Origin of the sequence: Christiangramia crocea (assembly GCF_022410465.1) — a bacterium.
Classification (GTDB): domain Bacteria; phylum Bacteroidota; class Bacteroidia; order Flavobacteriales; family Flavobacteriaceae; genus Christiangramia; species Christiangramia crocea.
This window is the reverse complement of the sequence record NZ_JAJSON010000026.1, coordinates 55,131-74,092: the sequence shown is the minus strand read 5'-3', so window position 1 is coordinate 74,092 and position 18,962 is coordinate 55,131. Positions and strand designations below refer to the sequence as shown.

17 protein-coding genes are annotated in these 18,962 nt (G+C 40.1%); 8 read left to right on the top strand and 9 right to left on the bottom strand.

Annotated features, from left to right (window positions below; all coding sequences use genetic code 11):
- Positions 1-57: 57 nt before the first annotated feature.
- The 4 genes from LU635_RS15005 (at position 58) to LU635_RS14990 (ending at position 4,321) form a co-directional block, all read left to right on the top strand.
- A complete protein-coding gene (locus LU635_RS15005) occupies positions 58-396 on the top strand; it encodes a P-II family nitrogen regulator (protein WP_240100322.1) in 339 nt (112 codons plus the stop codon).
- Between the two features lie 33 nt (positions 397-429).
- Positions 430-1,659: an ammonium transporter gene (locus LU635_RS15000; RefSeq protein WP_240100321.1), complete on the top strand. Its 1,230-nt coding sequence runs from the start codon at positions 430-432 to the stop codon at positions 1,657-1,659.
- 143 nt (positions 1,660-1,802) lie between these two features.
- Positions 1,803-2,897 (top strand): porin, encoded by a 1,095-nt coding sequence (locus LU635_RS14995; RefSeq protein ID WP_240100320.1) that lies wholly within the window; start codon positions 1,803-1,805, stop codon positions 2,895-2,897.
- Between the two features lie 218 nt (positions 2,898-3,115).
- On the top strand, positions 3,116-4,321 hold the full coding sequence (locus LU635_RS14990; protein WP_240100319.1) for an MDR family MFS transporter: 1,206 nt from the start codon (positions 3,116-3,118) through the stop codon (positions 4,319-4,321).
- On the opposite strand, the gene LU635_RS14985 is transcribed toward LU635_RS14990, so the two are convergent.
- The 3 genes from LU635_RS14985 to LU635_RS14975 form a co-directional block, all read right to left on the bottom strand.
- Positions 4,318-5,748, bottom strand: a complete 1,431-nt coding sequence (locus LU635_RS14985) for an alpha/beta hydrolase family protein (RefSeq protein WP_240100318.1) — start codon at positions 5,746-5,748, stop codon at positions 4,318-4,320. The two genes, LU635_RS14990 and LU635_RS14985, sit on opposite strands and share 4 nt — an antisense overlap.
- Positions 5,749-5,854: 106 nt before the next feature.
- Positions 5,855-6,055, bottom strand: a complete 201-nt coding sequence (locus tag LU635_RS14980) for a DUF1328 domain-containing protein (protein WP_240100317.1) — start codon at positions 6,053-6,055, stop codon at positions 5,855-5,857.
- A gap of 213 nt (positions 6,056-6,268) precedes the next feature.
- The gene (locus LU635_RS14975; protein ID WP_240100316.1) at positions 6,269-6,718 is read right to left on the bottom strand and encodes an Lrp/AsnC family transcriptional regulator; all 450 of its coding nucleotides are present in this window, start codon (positions 6,716-6,718) and stop codon (positions 6,269-6,271) included.
- A gap of 113 nt (positions 6,719-6,831) precedes the next feature.
- Here LU635_RS14975 and LU635_RS14970 point away from each other — a divergent pair, with 113 nt between their 5' ends.
- The gene (locus LU635_RS14970) at positions 6,832-7,230 is read left to right on the top strand and encodes a hypothetical protein (protein ID WP_240100315.1); all 399 of its coding nucleotides are present in this window, start codon (positions 6,832-6,834) and stop codon (positions 7,228-7,230) included.
- A 1-nt stretch (position 7,231) separates the two neighbouring features.
- On the opposite strand, the gene LU635_RS14965 is transcribed toward LU635_RS14970, so the two are convergent.
- The gene (locus LU635_RS14965) at positions 7,232-9,028 is read right to left on the bottom strand and encodes a hypothetical protein (protein WP_240100314.1); all 1,797 of its coding nucleotides are present in this window, start codon (positions 9,026-9,028) and stop codon (positions 7,232-7,234) included.
- 413 nt (positions 9,029-9,441) lie between these two features.
- A complete protein-coding gene (locus tag LU635_RS14960; RefSeq protein ID WP_240100313.1) occupies positions 9,442-12,891 on the bottom strand; it encodes a methylmalonyl-CoA mutase family protein in 3,450 nt (1,149 codons plus the stop codon).
- 143 nt (positions 12,892-13,034) lie between these two features.
- On the opposite strand from LU635_RS14960, the gene purU reads away from it, so the two are divergent.
- The 3 genes from purU (at position 13,035) to LU635_RS14945 (ending at position 15,096) form a co-directional block, all read left to right on the top strand.
- Positions 13,035-13,886 (top strand): formyltetrahydrofolate deformylase, encoded by an 852-nt coding sequence (gene purU / locus LU635_RS14955; RefSeq protein WP_240100312.1) that lies wholly within the window; start codon positions 13,035-13,037, stop codon positions 13,884-13,886.
- Between the two features lie 167 nt (positions 13,887-14,053).
- Positions 14,054-14,752, top strand: a complete 699-nt coding sequence (locus LU635_RS14950; RefSeq protein ID WP_240100311.1) for a DUF4197 domain-containing protein — start codon at positions 14,054-14,056, stop codon at positions 14,750-14,752.
- 125 nt (positions 14,753-14,877) lie between these two features.
- Complete coding sequence (locus tag LU635_RS14945; RefSeq protein WP_240100310.1) at positions 14,878-15,096, top strand: Lacal_2735 family protein; 219 nt, start codon at positions 14,878-14,880, stop codon at positions 15,094-15,096.
- On the opposite strand, the gene LU635_RS14940 is transcribed toward LU635_RS14945, so the two are convergent.
- From LU635_RS14940 to LU635_RS14925, 4 genes are all read right to left on the bottom strand, one after another.
- A complete protein-coding gene (locus LU635_RS14940) occupies positions 15,072-15,860 on the bottom strand; it encodes an ABC transporter substrate-binding protein (protein WP_240100309.1) in 789 nt (262 codons plus the stop codon). The two genes, LU635_RS14945 and LU635_RS14940, sit on opposite strands and share 25 nt — an antisense overlap.
- A gap of 4 nt (positions 15,861-15,864) precedes the next feature.
- Complete coding sequence (pyrF, locus tag LU635_RS14935) at positions 15,865-16,683, bottom strand: orotidine-5'-phosphate decarboxylase (RefSeq protein WP_240100308.1); 819 nt, start codon at positions 16,681-16,683, stop codon at positions 15,865-15,867.
- 111 nt (positions 16,684-16,794) lie between these two features.
- Entirely contained in the window at positions 16,795-17,871 is a 1,077-nt protein-coding gene (gene prfA, locus LU635_RS14930) for a peptide chain release factor 1 (protein ID WP_240100307.1), read from the bottom strand.
- 62 nt (positions 17,872-17,933) lie between these two features.
- Entirely contained in the window at positions 17,934-18,632 is a 699-nt protein-coding gene (locus LU635_RS14925) for a hypothetical protein (protein ID WP_240100306.1), read from the bottom strand.
- Positions 18,633-18,962: the final 330 nt, after the last annotated feature.

The following is an 18,962-nucleotide window of genomic DNA, read 5'->3' as shown; positions in this document are numbered from 1 at the left end:
TTTTTTTAGGGGTGTTATCTTATTTTTCTATTTTTGACCAATTCTTAATTATAAATTATGAAAAAAATTGAAGCAATCATTCGGAAGTCAGAGTTCGATGAAACCAAAGAGGCACTCCATGATATTGGAGTCACCTTTTTCAGTTATTGGGACGTTACCGGGGTAGGTAACGAGAAAGTAGGTCATGTTTACCGGGGCGTTAGTTACAGCACCTCCAATATTCAGCGACGATACCTTTCTATAGTGGTAACAGATTCTTTTATGGAAAAAACAATTGAAGCCTTGCTAAAGGCCGCTTATACCGGTGAGGTAGGCGACGGGAAAATCTTTGTTTCTACCATTGATGAAGCTTACCGCATCAGAACAAAAGAGAAAGGCGCAGAATCCCTTAAATAAAATATCAAAGAATCAATTAACTAAGAAGAAATTATGGAAGGATTACTTACTGTAAATAATGTATGGATGATGATCTGTACGGGACTGGTATTTTTTATGCACCTTGGTTTTGCATTTCTGGAGATCGGTCTCACCAGACAGAAAAATACGGTTAACATATTATTCAAAAATGTATTTATTATTACCGTTGGGCTGTTATTATACTGCCTGCTTGGATTTAACCTGATGTACCCGGGTGAATTCAACGGTTTTATAGGATTTGCCGGTTTTGGTCTTGACAGTCCGCTTGTAAACGGATCTCTGGACCTGGCCTATAATGAAGGATATACTTACTGGACAGATTTCCTTTTCCAGGGTATGTTTGCCGCAACAGCAGCAACTATTGTATCGGGGTCTGTAGCCGAACGTATAAAAATAAACAGCTTCTTCATTTTTGTTGTGCTATATGTAGGAATAGTTTATCCAATTGCCGGTTCATGGAAATGGGGAGGCGGATTCCTTGATGAAATGGGATTCTATGACTTTGCAGGTTCAACACTGGTACACTCTGTAGGTGGCTGGGCAGCTTTAGTAGCCATATGGTTACTTGGAGCAAGAATTGGAAAATTCAGAGATGGAAAAATCTGGGCATTTCCGGGACACAGTATGCCTTTTGCTACAGCCGGGGTGCTTATCCTATGGCTTGGATGGTTTGGATTTAACGGAGGCTCGGTGCTTTCAGCTGACCCTGAGTTAACATCTCTCACGCTTGTAACTACCTGTCTGGCCGCGGCAGCTGGAGGAGTAGGATCTTTTATCGTCTCTTCCATTCTTTATAAGAATTACGATATAACCATGTTCCTAAACGGAATCCTGGGTGGATTAGTTGGTATTACTGCGGGAGCAGACCAGATGTCTCCAACCGATGCAGTTCTGATAGGAGCCATAGCAGGAGCTATAGTTGTATTCGGAGTTGCTCTGATAGACAGAATAAGACTTGACGACCCTGTAGGAGCCGTGGCAGTTCACCTAATTTGTGGAATATGGGGGACACTAGCCGTTGGTATCTTCGGAAACCTGGCCGGGTTTGATCAGTTCATCACTCAGCTAATAGGAGTTGCATGTTATGCTGCTATATGTATAGTAGGATCATTTATAATATTCTATCTGCTAAAGGTCACCATTGGTATCAGGGTATCGGCAAAAGAAGAAACCGAAGGCCTCGATATTTATGAACATGGTATGGATGCCTATCCTGATTTCGGATTGAAGCAATCTTCTTAAACAAACTTGTTGGTTAAATAAAAAACGGAGCGTTTGGAGGAACGCTCCGTATAAAATAACCGCTTATAATTCCACATGATTAATATCTGATCAACTGCAGTCGCCAAACATTAGTTAAATCAAAAAAATTAACCAGTTTCATTATGAAAGCAATTACAACTTCAAAATTAGTAAAATTTCTGTTTCTACTCCCGGTAGTCTTTACAACTTCAACACTTATCGCTCAGGAGGAAGAAGAAACACCAAAATTTTCAATCAGTGGTAGCGTAGATGCATATTACCGCACCAATTTTAATGGATTAAATCAGTCTGAAGAAATCGTTGATGGCGATGTTGAAAGTTTTACTCCTGCTGCCCCTGCGACATCCTTTGCCAATGATCCCGGCTTTGCCATAGGAATGGCAAATGTGATCCTGGGTTACGAAGGGGATAAAGTAGGCTTTGTTGCCGACCTGGTCTTTGGACCACGAGGTGAAGACGCCGTATTTCTATCGGCTCCTTCAACAAATATCGTAAATCAGTTATACGCTTATTACAATGTGAATGACGCTCTGAAATTCACCCTTGGTAACTGGAATACATTCCTTGGTTACGAGGTGATCTCCCCTGCGGCCAATTTTAACTATTCAACTTCGTATATGTTTTCTTACGGACCCTTTTCCCATACAGGAATTAAAGCTGATTTCAGTTTTAATGATAACTGGACGGGAATGTTGGCGATTATGAATCCAACAGATTACACTGAATTCAATCCCATAGGAAAATATTCCTTTGGTGGACAGCTAGGCTATTCAAATGAATCGGGAAGTGCTTATCTGAATCTTTTATATGGTGAGCAATCACTTTCTGATGATGCCTTATTTCAGATAGACCTTACTACAGGATGGGATCTTACCGAAACATTCTACCTTGGATTAAATACCACCTATCAGGATACGGAAGGCGTTGGTTTTTATGGCGCTGCTTTGTATCCACAGCTGGCCCTTTCAGATAGTTTTGGTATAGGTCTTAGAGCCGAGTATTTTAAGGAACTTGAAGATGGCGGAATAGTCTATGACGCTGATACCAGTGTGACGGCATTTACCTTAACCGGAAGTTACCAGACAGGAGGCTTAATCATTAAGCCGGAATTCAGACTTGATAATGTTTCAGATGATTATCCGGCGTTTCTAGATAAGGATCTGAATCCGTCAAGCGAACTTGCATCCTTTTTAGTTGCCGCTATTTACGCATTTTAAACGATCATACCTATCCTTCATCAGGGCCGATGCTTTTTTCCTCAATATGTGGAAATAGGGTTTCGGCCCTTTTTTTATTAAACCTGTTGAATTCCATCCTGTCTATGCATATTTCCTTCTTTTTATAAAAACCGTTAGTTTATATTATTTCCTGGCATCCAGAATTAATGACTGAAACACTCAGAAATTAATTTATTTTTAGTGGCTCATTAACTGGCATGCAAAAACTTTTTAGATCATATCTTGAATCCTTTGGCGGACTAAGAAAGGAGATCTGGTTACTTTCCCTTATCACCCTTATCAACAGGGCAGGAACCATGGTAATCCCCTTTCTTTCTCTTTACCTTACCAAGAGCAGGGGTTTCTCGCTGGAAGAGGTTGGCTGGATACTTACTTTCTTTGGTCTTGGATCGGTAACGGGATCATGGCTTGGAGGCAAACTCACAGATAAGATTGGTCACTATAAAACCATGGCCATAAGCCTTATCCTCTCCTCTATTCTGTTCGTATTGCTTCAGTTTCCAGCATCCTTCTGGTCTATTTGCATAGGTATTTACCTGGTCATGACGGTAGCCGATATCTTTAGACCTGCAGTATTTGTTGCTATAAATGCCTACAGCAAACCTCAAAACCGAACCAGGTCCATAACACTTATCAGGCTTGCTATAAACCTGGGTTTTTCGGCAGGACCGGCCATTGGAGGAATCATAATTAAAACAGGCGGTTATAGCGGCCTTTTCTGGATTGACGGCCTTACCTGTTTAATGGCTGGAATTCTTCTTCTTAAACTTCTTCATCCCAAAAGATCGAAGACAGAAAACGAAGACATTATTGTGAATGCAAAATCGGCAATGAGCGATAAACTTTACCTTGTTTTCATCTTTGCCATGATGCTGTTTGGATTCATCTTTATGCAGTATTTTTCAACGATGCCTCTTTATTATTCGGACTCTCGCGGGCTAAATGAATTCGAAATAGGCCTCCTGCTTGGCATTAACGGCATGACGATCTTTCTTTTTGAAATGCCGCTTATCAAATTCATGGAATCCAGAAGACATACGGCTACGGGCTACGTTATACTTGGAACTTTACTTACCGGTTTAAGTTTTCTGGTGATAAACCTTACCGACTGGGCAGGAGTACTTATAGTAGGAATGCTACTGGCAACAATTGGAGAAATGATAGGTTTTCCTTTTTCGAACAGTTTTGCACTCGCGAGATCTGATGGAAAGAAAAGAGGATCCTATATGGCCCTATACAGTATTTCATTTTCCATAAGCCATATCTTTGGGCATAATTCAGGCATGCAGCTAATCGATAATTTCGGCTTTGAATTTACCTGGTATACCATGCTGGTACTGGCTCTTATTGCCTGCACACTCTTATTTATCCTAAAAGCAATGCTGAAAAAAGAGGCTGTTTAATTCTCCTCAGGCTCTTTTCCATCATTATAGAACTTAGATTCCCCAAGGTATTTTTTAATGATCTCGTTATACTCCCTGGTGAACTGAAGATCCAGTGTTCCTTCAATATTATATAAAGCTTCCATATTTGAATATCCAGTTTTTAAAAGATCCTCTAGATATAATAGCGCCGTCTCATAGTCGCCGTCTGAACCGGCCAGTGAAATGATCTTCAAATAAGCTTCAGGATCATCTTTATTGATCGCAGTGCGAAGCACACTCATGAAAATTTTAATGTCTATTGGGGCATCAGAATTAACAATTACATCAAACTTTCGTTTGGTAAGAAAATCGAGGTAACCATGCAGCCTGTAGGCCATATTGGATTTTGCCTCATTTGAACTTTTTTTCAGTTTTTCAAGTTCGTCTACCTGATAAGCCCACCAGCCGATATTCTGAAAATTAGCGGTCATAACATCTGTACGCAGGGTATATTCATAATAGCCCTGCTGTTCCTTTTCAAATGTGACCGCCTGCCTGAAATCCCTTCGCTGAGACCTGTATCCATTGGTCTTTTTAAGTTCCTTCATGCGATCCTCAATATCATCTTCAAACCCAAAGTCTTCATACTTATCTTCCATCCTGTCCAGCTTCTCATAAGCCTCATAATAGTTTCGAGTGCGAACTAACTGTTCGGTATACCCAATTTCATTCTGATAGAGTTTCTGAATAAAATCTTTATCGGCAACTCGATTACCTTTTTTAATAGCTTCAAGGGTAAAACCCGTCATAGCATTGGAAATCACAGCCGTCTCAGGCCACTGATCCTCCTTCCCATCAAAATAATATACATCTGTCCTGAAGTCCAGATCGTCAAAAAACCTAAGGTATTCTTCCATTTCATAGACCATATAATCCTTATCGCCAGCTATGGCTATAAACATATAAGGATTACTTTTATCCACATACTCCCGATTAACAAACGAGTTTCCTATGGCCATAACACCTGCCATTTGTTTATAAAATAAAGGTAATGCAGATGCTACCTGAGCACCTTCTCCCATCCCGGCGGTGTATACCTGAACAGGATCAATAGGAAAAGCACTAAAGATGGAGTTCATCATAGCAGTAGCCGTTTTAACGATGCTATCTATAGGCTCGGCCTTAAGATCTATATTTGCCGAAGCCACCAGATACTGTTGTTCTTCGGCTGCCTTCCGGAAAAGGTTAGCAGTTGTAGATCCCCTTCCCTTAGGGTCGAACACGAATACTACCGGCCATTTCCTATGTGTGGTATAATTAGTTGGAGCGTAAAATGCATATGTTTTATTGCTCATTCCGGGAATAGGCAAAGAATCGGTCACCCCGCCTTTAATGATCCTGAATTCCTGAGCATGTAAATTACCCAAAGTTAGAAAGGCAATAATTACTAATAGTAGTTTTTTCATAATAAAAGAATGAGCTTAAATATAATGAATTGCATCATTAATTATTCCATAAAAAAACCCGCAAGTAGCACTTGGCGGGTTTTTATTCTTTTTAATGATTTTCAATTTACTCACTCTTCACAGGCTGATATTTCACCTTTGGCTTATCTGGAAAAAACAATTTGGCCATGAGGGAAACGATCACCAGATCTGCAAAAATCAGGAACATCACTCTAACCACTTCAATTCCGGAAAATGATAATCCGGTAAATCCTATCAAACCTGTAATTAATGCAAGCACTAAAAATAACAACGTCTTCTTTTTCATAACTTGATTTTTACTTTCAATTCTAAAGCAAATCTAACTACGATTTAGACGACTAAATCATAAAAGAATTACAATTTAATTTGATTTAACTAAAATAAAACGAGGTGGTAACCAGGTGTTAATATTCCGGGCAAAAACCTGCTTAATTTAACAAAGCCTTTACCCCTCTTAAGGAGGTGATTTTAATATAATTTAAGGATTAGATCGGTATGATCAAGATTTTTGAGGCTGCCTGATTGGCGCATCATCAATTACATTAGACAGAACAATATGCGTCCTGGTCTCGCCATAAGTGATAAGCTGATCAATAAGTTTCTCAAGGTGAACCTGATCATGAAGTACCACTTCCATAATGATATTCTCATTCCCCGTAATACGATAACAATTGATGACCTCTTTGAAAGTTTTTACGGTTTCGAGAAATGCCTTCAGTCTACCGGTGAATGCTCTCAAAGTAATGATCGCCCTTAGCTGATAACCTGATTTTTGATGAGACAAATTTGTTCTGTATGACTGAATAATACCGGCGTCTTCCATTTTCTTTACACGTTCTGCAACCGCGGGGGATGTGAGCCCTATTTTTCTGCCAATTTCAGAGAAGGAAACCCTGGCATTTTTTTGTAATTGTTCGAGAATTGCCCAGCTTAGATCGTCTATATTCATTTTTAAAGTTTATAGCCTAAATTTACTTTAAATTTAAAGATATTTATTGATTTAACCTTTATTTTAAAATTAATGTGAATGAAATGAGTAGTAATTTAGTGTGAAAATTCACCATGAAATATTTCTCAGGGCATCACGAAAATCGTCGTTCGGCTTTATATGCAAAAGCCCAGGAGATCATGTGTATTTCACGAAGAATCTCAGATTATCTTGTGCCCGATCTTGCAGTTCTGAATGAAACCGGAAATGAAGACAAACATGTTTACCTTACAGGTGATATTCTAAGACATTCTCATTCCCTTGTCACCAATATAGATAAGGCGGAAACGGAATACTTCCAGGATAACCGTATGAAATATATTGCCAGTGTGAATATCCTTATTGAAAGGTTATACAAAAATTGTGAAAGGCTGGAATATACAAATAGCAACGGCAGGGATTTTCTAAAGATCTTAAGACACGAACTTCAAAAGTTCAGGAAGCTGCAAAGGATCTGGAAATTAACTTTATAACCTAATCCAAATTAATTTTCAGGCTGCTCTCTCCGGGAATCCCAGTCTTTTCTATAAACTCCTTCCACCGTGGGTCTTCCTTTAGATTTTCCATATAAATATCATAAGAAAATTGAAGTAAATTAGGGCTTTTATCTGCATAGGCTTTATTCAACCACTCAAAAGCCTCGTCCTTTTTATTCCGCCACGCATACATTTGAGCCAGCAGATAGGGGTACTCTGCTCCATATTCTTTTTTAAAGGTTTCAATTGCTTCACTAGCCTGCGTACCTGAATAAAGAACTACTGACACAATGCTCGTTCCATAAACTTTCATTACTCCACTTTCTTCTTTTTCCAGAGTTTCAAAAGCCTTTCTTTGTTTGCCCAGATGAGCAAGAATCTCTGCTTTAAGGGCATGGTCACCAAGAGAATTTGGATAATAGACCAAGAAGGTCTCCTGGGCCTCTAAAGCTTTCTTAAATTCTTTATTATAAAAATAGAGAAAACCAAGCCTGTAATAATTCAAATATTCCAAAGGATCCAGCTCCATGCATTTCTTTATGATCTTTATCCTATCTTCAATTGTCAGGGTGGGTAATTCGGAAACCAAAATGAGCACATCTGGATTCTGAGGTGCCAGTTCCAGGGCCTTTTTAAAATGCCTTTCAGCTTTTCCAAACTCAGCCTTTCTTACAGCAATGCGGCCTGCAAAGGCATGAGCTTCGGCATAGCTGGGATCTAAGAAGATTGCTTTATTAATTGCCTCCCTGACCTGTAATGAAGCCTCTTCTCTATTGATGAAATTGAGGTTCCCTCTATATTCTTTTATTCTGGCTAATAACAACCAGGCCGGAGCATAAGAATCATCAATGGTAAGCGCCTCATTAATTAGCTTATCCGCACTCTCCAGACTTTCCTTGGTATACTGATTCTGGAGGTATTTAGCTTGCAGGTATTTGTTATAGGCTTCCGTATCCACTTCAGCTATTTCTTTTCCCAAAAGACTTGCTTCAAGATTTTTCGTAACCGCTTCTGCTATCTCATCCTGTATCCTGAAGATATCATCCATCTTACGATCATAGGTCTCAGACCACAGGTGTGCTCCATCATCCACATGGATTAATTGTGCAGTAATACGCAGGGTACTGTCAGCCTTACGAACACTGCCTTCCAAAACATAATTGGCATTAAGCTTCTTTCCTATTTCCCGTATATCGGTATCCTTACCTTTGAAAGAGAAGGAAGATGTACGGCTAATCACTGAGAGTTCCGGATTCTTTGCCAGGTAATTTAAGATCTCCTCGCTAATCCCATCTGAAAAGTATTCCTGATCCTTCTCCGGACTCATATCGGCGAAAGCCAGAACCGCTACCGATTTTTCCTGCTCCTTTTCAGCATCGGTTGCCGGATAATTTTCGGATTTATCAGGTTTTGTATCAGAAACTTCCGGACCATTACGGGTGTAGGTGCCATATACATTAACCGCAAGAAGGACAATTGCGACAATAAGGGCTCCTAAAATAATCTGATTGAATTTTTTACTGGTCTCGCCAGTTATGGACTCATTCCTGGCTACTGCTTTGGTCTTTTTTAACCCGTCAGGAGTCACTTCGTAAACCCAGGCGAAGATTAACCAGACTGGAAATCCTATTACCAATACCAGTATAAGAGTTCGTAAGGCGCCAGGAGTTGCCTTGAAAGCAGGGAATACTATAGAGGCCACCTGGACTATCACCCATGAAACCACCAGATAAGCAAGAGCAGCCTTAAAAACGTTTCGACGTTTTAATTCCTCAAAGTAATTCTTAAAATTCACACGATATCTCAGATTTTAGCGCAAAATCGTAGGGATAGTGAAAAGTAGTGATTTATATAATTACCACAAAATCAGCCGATCATAAATTTTAAGTCGGCAATCGCAAAAAAAAGAACTTAAGCAACGAACATAGTAACGGAACCGCCTAAAGAAAAGTTCTCCTGATAAATATACTCACTAAATATTCGAATGCTGAAACCTCCTTATAATTATCGGTGGAGCATGACGTAATTCTTACTTTCAAATCTGATTCCGGAAAAGTTTGTGAGTAACCGGGGAAAGAACAAACCTCACAGGTCTCGGGGACCTGTGAGGTTTGTTACATTAAAAAAATCCCGATATCTCTCCACTCATCGGGATACACAGCCTGCACGGCTTTTCATTTATTTCATTTTGAATAGCCGGTAATATGCTTACATATTTCTCCTATACTGTCCGCCGACTTCAAAAAGGGCATGAGTGATCTGACCAAGAGAACAAACCTTAGTGGCTTCCATCAGTTCTTCAAAAAGATTTTCATTATGAATGGCCGCCTTCTGGATCTTTTTAAGGGTTTCTTCGGCCTTACTTGCCTTAGCCTTGTGCAAAGTTTCCAGAGTTTTGATCTGATGTTCTTTTTCCTCCTCGGTAGCCCGTATTACTTCACCCGGCGTTACCGTTGGCGAACCTTCAGAACTTAAGAAGGTATTCACTCCAATGATCGGATATTCTCCATTATGCTTCAATGTTTCATAATACAGACTTTCCTCCTGGATCTTTCCGCGTTGATACATGGTCTCCATGGCTCCAAGCACTCCACCTCTTTCGGTGATCCTGTCAAACTCCGTAAGTACGGCTTCCTCTACAAGATCTGTAAGTTCTTCGATAATAAATGATCCCTGGATAGGATTCTCATTTTTGGTCAATCCCAATTCTTTATTGATGATCAGCTGAATGGCCATCGCCCTTCTTACTGAAGCTTCGGTTGGAGTTGTGATTGCTTCATCATAGGCATTGGTATGCAATGAATTACAATTATCATAGATCGCATACAGTGCCTGAAGGGTGGTCCTGATATCATTGAAGTCGATCTCCTGCGCATGCAATGAACGGCCTGAAGTTTGAATATGATATTTCAGCATCTGCGCCCTCGCATTGGCTCCATATTTATGCTTCAGGGCCTTTGACCAGATCTTTCTGGCTACCCGGCCTATCACCGCATATTCCGGATCTACTCCATTTGAAAAGAAGAACGACAGGTTTGGACCAAATTTATTGATATCCATTCCCCTGCTCAGATAGTATTCCACATAGGTGAAACCATTAGCAAGAGTGAATGCGAGCTGTGTAATTGGATTCGCTCCGGCTTCAGCGATATGGTAACCGGAAATTGAAACCGAATAGAAATTTCTAACCTTCTCTTTAATAAAATATTCCTGAACGTCTCCCATCAGCCTCAGTGCAAATTCTGTAGAAAAGATACAGGTATTCTGTGCCTGATCTTCCTTAAGAATATCAGCCTGAACGGTACCCCGTACTACACTTATGGTTTCCGCTTTTATTTTTTCATAGACATCCTTAGGCAGAACCTGATCTCCTGTAAGTCCTAAAAGCATAAGCCCAAGACCATTATTTCCTTCCGGTAATTCTCCCCTGTAATGAGGACGGGCTATATCATTATCATCATAGAGCTCCTGTAATTTTGCTTCTACCTTATCTTCGAGACCATTCTCTTTGATGTATTTTTCACATTGCTGATCTATGGCTGCGTTCATGAAGAATCCAAGCAACATTGGTGCAGGACCATTGATGGTCATACTCACCGAGGTCATGGGATCGGCGAGATCAAAACCTGAATAAAGTTTCTTCGCATCATCAAGACAACAGATTGAAACTCCGGAGTTTCCTACCTTACCGTAGATATCCGGTCGATGATTCGGATCATTTCCATAAAGTGTTACCGAATCAAAAGCCGTAGACAGGCGTTTAGCTGGCAGTCCCTGACTTACATAGTGAAAACGACGGTTCGTCCTTTCAGGACCGCCTTCACCGGCAAACATCCTTGTTGGATCTTCCCCGGTTCTTTTAAATGGATATAACCCGGCAGTATATGGGAATTCGCCCGGAACATTTTCCTGGAGACACCATCTCAGGATATCACCCCAGGCCTTATATTTTGGCAATGCAACCTTCGGAATTTTTGTATGGGAAAGGGATTCCGTATGTGTCTCTATTTTGATCTCCTTGTCACGAACCTTGAAACTGTAAACCGGCTCGGTATATTTTGAGACTTTTTCATTCCAGCCTAAAATAATCTCCCAGTTATAAGGATCCAGGTCCATTTTGATCTTATCGAATTCAGCAAAAAGAAGCTTTAAGAATTCTGCCTGGGAATTTTCAGCATATTCATAGATCTCATCCTGATCTATACCATTTTTATCTAAATAAGAGGTCTCTACTCCTCCCGATGGGACATTTGCAACCGAAAGTATAGTCTTATAGATCCCGTAGAGCTTTTGAGCAATCTCCGACTGTGACTCAGCTTTTTCATCATAACTCCTGTTATTTTCAGCAATTTCAGAAAGATAACGGGTACGTTTTGGCGGGATCACAAAGATCTTTTCACTCATTTCGCTGGAGATCTCAAAAGTTGAAGAAAGACCAGAATTAGTCTTTTCTTCCACCTTATCCATAATACTCTTGTAAAGCGTATTCATTCCGGGATCGTTGAACTGAGAAGCGATGGTTCCAAAAACCGGAAGTTTTTCTGAGTTTTCATGCCATAGTTGATGATTACGCTGATATTGTTTCTTAACATCTCGTAAGGCATCCTGAGCCCCGCGTTTATCAAATTTATTGATTGCCACAAGATCGGCGAAATCAAGCATATCGATTTTTTCAAGCTGGGTGGCCGCCCCAAATTCGGGCGTCATGACATACAGCGAAACATCGGAATGATCAAGTATCTCGGTATCACTCTGGCCTATTCCCGAAGTCTCAAGAATAATGAGGTCATAACCGGAAGCTTTCAGCACCTCAACCGCTTCAGCCACATATTTGGAAAGCGCAAGGTTCGCCTGTCTGGTGGCAAGGGAACGCATATACACCCGCTGGTGGTTGATGGAATTCATTCTGATTCTGTCACCCAATAATGCTCCCCCGGTCTTTTTCTTTGAGGGGTCTATCGAAATTATCCCAATATGTTTTTCCGGGAAATCCATAAGGAATCTTCTCACCAGTTCATCTACCAGACTCGATTTACCAGAGCCTCCGGTTCCGGTAATCCCCAGAACGGGTACTTCATTAATTTCTAACTTATCCTTCTGAAAAACTTCTTTGAATTCTTTAGGTCTGTTCTCAGCCAGTGATATAAGTCGGGAAATAGTATTAACGTTCTTATTTTTCAGGTTTTGCTGAACTTTTTCAGCTTCTTTCAAACATGGAACTTCATTATCAACTCTTTCAATCATATCATTGATCATTCCCTGAAGTCCCATTTCCCGACCATCATCGGGTGAATAGATACGGTCTATCCCGTAATCCATCAGTTCACTGATCTCTTCAGGAAGGATCACTCCTCCTCCACCTCCAAATATCTTAATATGGCCGGCCCCCTTTTCATTTAGGAGATCATACATGTATTTGAAATATTCTATATGCCCTCCCTGGTAAGAAGTCATGGCAATGGCGTGAGCATCTTCCTGAATCGCACAATTCACAACTTCCTCCACACTACGGTCATGACCTAAATGTATTACTTCAACACCGGTAGCCTGAATGATGCGACGCATAATATTAATGGCCGCATCATGCCCGTCGAAGAGAGAGGCAGCAGTAACGATTCTTATTTTATTTTTGGGTTTATAGGGATTTTGTTGTTCCATTTCTAATAATAAGAGTTTTTTGGATGTGCAATTTACGAAAATTGTAAATTTTAGAGGCCTTCTTTAGCAATAGTACAATAATAAATCATGTACTATCAATATGCCTTTAAATGTTTAATTTTAACCAGCAAAACAAGCATTGCATGTCCAAATTCACTTTGCTGATTCATTGTCCGGATACTTCCGGAATTATCGCCTCGGTCACTTCCTTTTTTTATAAGCATAAAGGTAATATAATCTATATCGATCAGTATGTTGATGTGGAAAATAAGATCTTTTTTATGCGCCTGGAATGTGAGTTCGCTCATCTAATCAAAATTGAAAGCTTAAAAAATGAATTTGCAGAAGCTATAGGGAAGCCCTATGAAATGTCCTGGCACATCTACACAGCCGGCATGAAACCAAATATGGCGCTATTTGTTTCCAGGTATGACCACTGTCTTTATGATATTCTTGGAAGGTACAGATCCGGGGAACTTGATGTGAACATCCCTATAATTATTAGCAACCATAATGACCTGGAGTACATTGCTAAAAGTTTTGACATTCCTTTTTATCATATTCCGGTAGTAAAGGGAGAAAAGGATAAGGCTGAAAAAAGACAGCTGGAACTACTGAAAAAAGAGAATATCGACCTTATTGTCCTGGCAAGGTACATGCAAATAATCTCTTCCCGAATGATCAAGGCCTACCCCAATAGGATTATCAACATACATCACTCTTTCCTGCCTGCCTTCGCGGGAGCCAAACCCTATCACTTTGCCTATAAGAGGGGTGTGAAGATCATTGGTGCGACCTGCCATTATGTGACGAAAGAACTGGATGCCGGCCCCATAATAGAACAGGATATTACCAGAATTTCTCACAGTCACTCCGTAAAAGACCTGATCCTTAAAGGCAGAGACCTGGAAAAGATCGTCCTGGCACGTGGAATCAAACTTCATATTGATAGAAAAACCCTGGTTTATAATAACAAAACCATTGTCTTTACCTGATGATATTTTTACCCAAAATGGACAAAATCGTTCTGGTTTAAAGAAGCCTGCGTTTTGGTAAAACCACTCAAAACCTGATATTCTAAAGCCTTTGTTTTAATATTATTATAGGATTTCACAATCGATTTTTAGAATCCCTATCTCTATATTTGAAAAAATTAGATATCATGAAAAAGATTTTTGCTCTTTTTGGAATATTCCTTCTTACCTCCTGTGCCGAGCTTCAAACAATTGCCTCCCAATTCCCTCAGGGAGTAACCGATGCCGAGATAAGCTCCGGACTTAAACAAGCATTGCAATTTGGTATCGATAAAGAAGTTACCAGTCTGGCTAAGGAAGATGGCTTTTTCAGCAATGAATTGGTAAGAATCGGCCTCCCGCCCGAATTACAGAAAGTAGATAGGACCCTGAGAGATATTGGTCTTGATGCCCTGGCCGATGAAGGACTAAGGGTACTTAACAGAGCTGCGGAAGATGCGGTGAGCGAAGCCATCCCTGTATTTGCCGATGCAGTGACCGGTATTACTTTTGCCGATGCCAGGAATATCCTAATGGGTGGAGAAGATGCCGCCACGGTTTATCTATCAAACAGAACTGAACAGGAACTTTACAGTCGGTTTAACCCTATAATTAGCAATTCACTGGATAAGGTGGGTGCAACGCAGGTCTGGAAGAATATCATCGAAAAATACAATGCGGTACCCGTTACTTCAAATGTTAATCCGGACCTGCCAGATTATGTAACCAACGAAGCTTTGGACGGTGTATTTTTAATGATCGCAAAGGAAGAAAAAGAGATAAGAAGCAGTATATCAGCAAGAACTACCGATCTTCTTCGAAGAGTCTTTGCGGTCCAGGATAGATAGGATTTTTCTCTCATTTTCTAATATTTTAACACTTTTAGGGTTTATATCCCATCATTTTAAAATAAGCTTAACTGAGCATTATCATTATGTAAGCTACTACCTGCTTAGCTTTGTAGCAATGTTGAATGATAAATGAAGAAAGACCCTACATACTTATGTTTAGAATTTTTGAAAATAAAACCAGAGAAGAACGCCTGTGTGAAAAATACACCCGGTTAATGCAGCGTGCCTACAAAATGGCTTTGATCGATAAAGAGAAAAGCGACCAGCTTAATTCGAGGGCACAAAAGATTCTTGCTGAATTACACAGAATGGACTGTCAATTGGTTGATGACTCCAAGTGAAATTCTTTAAAATAGTCCATAGCTTCAAGTAACCGGCTGCCATACCAGCTGAAATATTCTCCATCCACGATCTGAACTTCTTTTGAATAAGGAAGAAACTTCTGCTTATGCTCCTCTTTAAAAGGAAAAGGTTCAGAAGAAAGCATACAAAGATCTATTTCAAGGTCCTTAAGTTGTTCAAAACTGGTTTCGGGATACCTTTCCTGGCTGAATACATTCTCAAAATTATTAAGTTCCAGCATAGAATTGATAAACGTGGCTTTCCCTGCCACCATTAAAGGCTCATTCCAAATGAAATAAGCAACTCTTCGCTTTGGAGAGCCGGCAGCAAGCCGTTCAAGCTCCTCCGCTTTTTTTCTGATAGAATCGGAAAGGGTTAGAGCCAGGGGCTCACAATTAAATATTTTACCATACTGAATAATAAGCTCGCAGGAACTCTGCAGATCTGAAACTTCAGAGATATGTACAGGAGCTATTTTTTCCAGCTCTTTAACCATCTCTTTCGTGTTCTCTTCCTTATTACATAGTATGATATCGGGCTCCAGCTCCCTGATCTTCCTAAAGTTCACTTTTTTAGTTCCCCCTACTCTTGTTTTGATTTGTTTCAAAAAGCTAGGATGCACACAAAAATGAGTGATTCCAATCAAATATTTTTCAAGACCTAGATCCACAAGGAGCTCCGTTTGACTGGGAACAAGGGAAACGATTCGTTTAGGAGTCTCTTTAAATTGTAGATTACGTCCTAGCTGATCCCAAACCTCCATAAGGCTATAATTTTTCCAGTTCCTCGGCCATCTGGATTTGAAGTGCTTCAGCCTTGGCTCCAGCTATCTCTGCAAAATTGGACGAATCTGAGGCGTAGATTATCTTTCGGGAAGAATTAACGAGTAAACCAACATTTCTGGTGATACCGTACTTACAGACTTCCTCGAGGCTTCCTCCCTGGGCTCCCACGCCAGGCACCAGTAAAAAGTTCTCAGGAATTATCTTTCGGATATCAGCAAGATATTCAGCCTTTGTTGCACCAACCACATACATAAGATTTTCAGAATTATTCCAGCTCTTAGAAGTCCTGATCACCTTTTTGTACAGTTCTTCATCACCCGTCTTTAATGTTTGGAAATCATAGGCACCCTCATTTGAGGTTAGCGCCAGAAGGATCGTATGCTTATTAATAAACTCCAGAAAGGGTTCAACAGAATCCTTACCCATATAAGGAGCCACGGTTACCGAATCAAATCCAAGATCATCAAAAAAAGCTTTTGCATACATACGGGAAGTATTGCCAATATCCCCGCGTTTTGCATCGGCTATAGTATAAATTTCCGGGTATTCAGAATGCAGATACTCAATGGTCTTTTTTAGAGCTTTCCAGCCATCAACACCTATAGCCTCGTAAAAAGCGATATTTGGTTTATAGGCCACACAGTATTTATGAGTAGCATCAATAATTGCCTTATTAAAACTGAACACGGGGTCTTTTTCGGAAAGTAAATAGGTAGGGATCCTGTCAAGATCGGTATCTAAACCTACACATAAAAAAGATTTTTTCTTGAAAATTTGCTGCGTCAGCTCCTGTGAAGTCATTTTTTAGTATTCAGTGTTCGGTGTTCAGTTTTCAGAAAGGAAAAATCGAAATTTTAGATCAGAAAGTTTTTTCAAATTCAACTTTCAACTTAAAGCTTTAAACTTTCCTCATTAAATAATATCTGAGTTCTCCTTAAGTTTTTCTGTATTTTCTGCCAGTCTTAATTCATCGATGATCTTCTGGATATCTCCGTTCACGATGTTTGAAAGGTCGTATAAAGTAAGGTTGATACGATGATCTGTCACCCGCCCCTGCGGATAATTATAGGTCCTGATTTTCGCACTACGGTCTCCACTGGAAACCATGGAATTTCGCTTGGCTGAATCGGCCTCCTGTTTCTTGGCAAGCTCCATTTCATAAAGTCGGGAACGAAGTACGCGGAAAGCTTTTTCCTTGTTCTTATGCTGTGATTTCTGATCCTGACACTGCGCCACCAATCCCGTTGGTTCGTGAGTAAGTCTTACTGCCGAATAAGTTGTGTTCACTGACTGTCCCCCAGGACCTGAAGAACAGAAATAATCGATCCTTACGTCTTTAGGGTCTATCTCCACCTCAAACTCTTCGGCTTCAGGCAGGACCATAACGGTAGCGGCAGAGGTATGCACACGTCCCTGAGTTTCGGTTTGCGGCACCCGCTGTACACGATGTACCCCGGCTTCAAATTTCATGGTACCGTAAACTTCCTCCCCGCTCACCTCGAAGATTATTTCTTTGAAACCACCACTGGTACCTTCGCTAAAATCAACAATATTATGTTTCCAGCCTTTGCTTTCCACATACTTGGTATACATACGGTAAAGATCCCCCGCAAAAATACTCGCCTCATCCCCACCGGTACCGGCACGAATCTCCATCACCACGTTCTTAGAATCTTCAGGATCTTTAGGAACAAGCATCATCCGGATCTTTTCCTCCAGTTCGGGGAGCTGTTCTTTAGCCTCATCAAGCTGCAGCTTGGCCATTTCGGTCATTTCAGGATCACTTCCGTCTGAAATGATCTCTTCCGCTTCCTGTATGTTTTCGGTAAGGCGCATATACTTCTCACGCTCTTCCATCAAAGCCTTAAGGTCTTTGTATTCTTTATTTAATTCAATATATCGTTTCTGATCTGAAATCACATCCGGCTGGATTATCAAATCGTTCACCTCATCAAACCTCTGTTTTACGATATTAAGCTTCTCAATCATATAGTCTTCCTGAATTTAAGAAGCAAATTTACGATAATTTGGGTGAATTGTAAGAGAAAGCTTTAAAGGCTTCCCAATTCGGCCACAGCCTTATGACTTCGGGAAAAAGAAGAGAATTTCACCAGACCGGCAATGCCCATTATATAGAAGATACGGTCCGGGAAATAGAACTCCGAAAATTCAAGATAATAGGCTATAAATGAGGTAATATCTGAAAACACAAGGCAAAGCGTTGCCGCCGTAAAGAAAAAAGAAGTCCTGTTAGAATAGCGGTTACTATACGAAATGGCTGCGATGACCATACTTATCATTGACATTCCGTAAGCATAAAACAGCATATCCAGAAATGGATATTTGAACTTTAAAGGCACCATCCCCACCAACATGATGAGCATTGCCAGGTTTAGCCCCAAAACCACCACGAAAATGAATTTCTGAAAAAGATTTGTTCTAAGTTGTCTAAGCTCCGGGCTTATCATGAGTACCAGAAGCACATAGGCAGAGATCCTTGCTATAAATGCAGCTGCATTTCCAAGGACAAATTCGTAGTAAAACAAGAGCAGATCAGAAATAAGCAGCAACACAAATGCGCTTAGAAATCTTTTGCTACGGGAGTTTTGCCAAAGTAAAATGAGAAAGAATACTGCCGTACTTAACACACGTGCCCAGCGACTTATATCCTGATCATACTCATATATTATATAACAATTTAAGACTAGTAGCATCGGTGTGACCACCGATAATAAAGAACTGGATAACATGATATTTTTTTGATTGGTTGCAGGAGATTTACGTAAAAAAACAGGAAGCGGTTTTAAAAAAGGAATTAGCACAATCAAATATACCGCAAATCAAAGTGCAAAAAATCAATGGTTTGATCCAGAAAAAATAAAAACCATATTAATTTTCCTTAAATTGAAAGACTAATGAATCTCATTCACAACTTTCTTTTCAGACTAAAATTATCCTTTCATTTCTACAGGAAACTGATCATTAGTTCGGCATGCCTTAGCTTAATTCTTATCTTTTTAGATAATATAATAGAAGTTATACTCCTGGTTAAGATCTTCCTAATTGGAATACTGTTTCTA

What these genes read in the sequence shown, in the direction of transcription:
- LU635_RS15005 (WP_240100322.1), top strand. Translation starts at nt 58, where the DNA reads ATGAAAAAAATTGAAGCAATCATTCGGAAGTCAGAGTTCGATGAAACC.
- LU635_RS15000 (WP_240100321.1), top strand. Translation starts at nt 430, where the DNA reads ATGGAAGGATTACTTACTGTAAATAATGTATGGATGATGATCTGTACG.
- LU635_RS14995 (WP_240100320.1), top strand. Translation starts at nt 1,803, where the DNA reads ATGAAAGCAATTACAACTTCAAAATTAGTAAAATTTCTGTTTCTACTC.
- LU635_RS14990 (WP_240100319.1), top strand. Translation starts at nt 3,116, where the DNA reads ATGCAAAAACTTTTTAGATCATATCTTGAATCCTTTGGCGGACTAAGA.
- LU635_RS14985 (WP_240100318.1), bottom strand. Translation starts at nt 5,748, where the DNA reads ATGAAAAAACTACTATTAGTAATTATTGCCTTTCTAACTTTGGGTAAT.
- LU635_RS14980 (WP_240100317.1), bottom strand. Translation starts at nt 6,055, where the DNA reads ATGAAAAAGAAGACGTTGTTATTTTTAGTGCTTGCATTAATTACAGGT.
- LU635_RS14975 (WP_240100316.1), bottom strand. Translation starts at nt 6,718, where the DNA reads ATGAATATAGACGATCTAAGCTGGGCAATTCTCGAACAATTACAAAAA.
- LU635_RS14970 (WP_240100315.1), top strand. Translation starts at nt 6,832, where the DNA reads ATGAAATATTTCTCAGGGCATCACGAAAATCGTCGTTCGGCTTTATAT.
- LU635_RS14960 (WP_240100313.1), bottom strand. Translation starts at nt 12,891, where the DNA reads ATGGAACAACAAAATCCCTATAAACCCAAAAATAAAATAAGAATCGTT.
- purU (WP_240100312.1), top strand. Translation starts at nt 13,035, where the DNA reads ATGTCCAAATTCACTTTGCTGATTCATTGTCCGGATACTTCCGGAATT.
- LU635_RS14950 (WP_240100311.1), top strand. Translation starts at nt 14,054, where the DNA reads ATGAAAAAGATTTTTGCTCTTTTTGGAATATTCCTTCTTACCTCCTGT.
- LU635_RS14945 (WP_240100310.1), top strand. Translation starts at nt 14,878, where the DNA reads ATGATAAATGAAGAAAGACCCTACATACTTATGTTTAGAATTTTTGAA.
- LU635_RS14940 (WP_240100309.1), bottom strand. Translation starts at nt 15,860, where the DNA reads ATGGAGGTTTGGGATCAGCTAGGACGTAATCTACAATTTAAAGAGACT.
- pyrF (WP_240100308.1), bottom strand. Translation starts at nt 16,683, where the DNA reads ATGACTTCACAGGAGCTGACGCAGCAAATTTTCAAGAAAAAATCTTTT.
- prfA (WP_240100307.1), bottom strand. Translation starts at nt 17,871, where the DNA reads ATGATTGAGAAGCTTAATATCGTAAAACAGAGGTTTGATGAGGTGAAC.
- LU635_RS14925 (WP_240100306.1), bottom strand. Translation starts at nt 18,632, where the DNA reads ATGTTATCCAGTTCTTTATTATCGGTGGTCACACCGATGCTACTAGTC.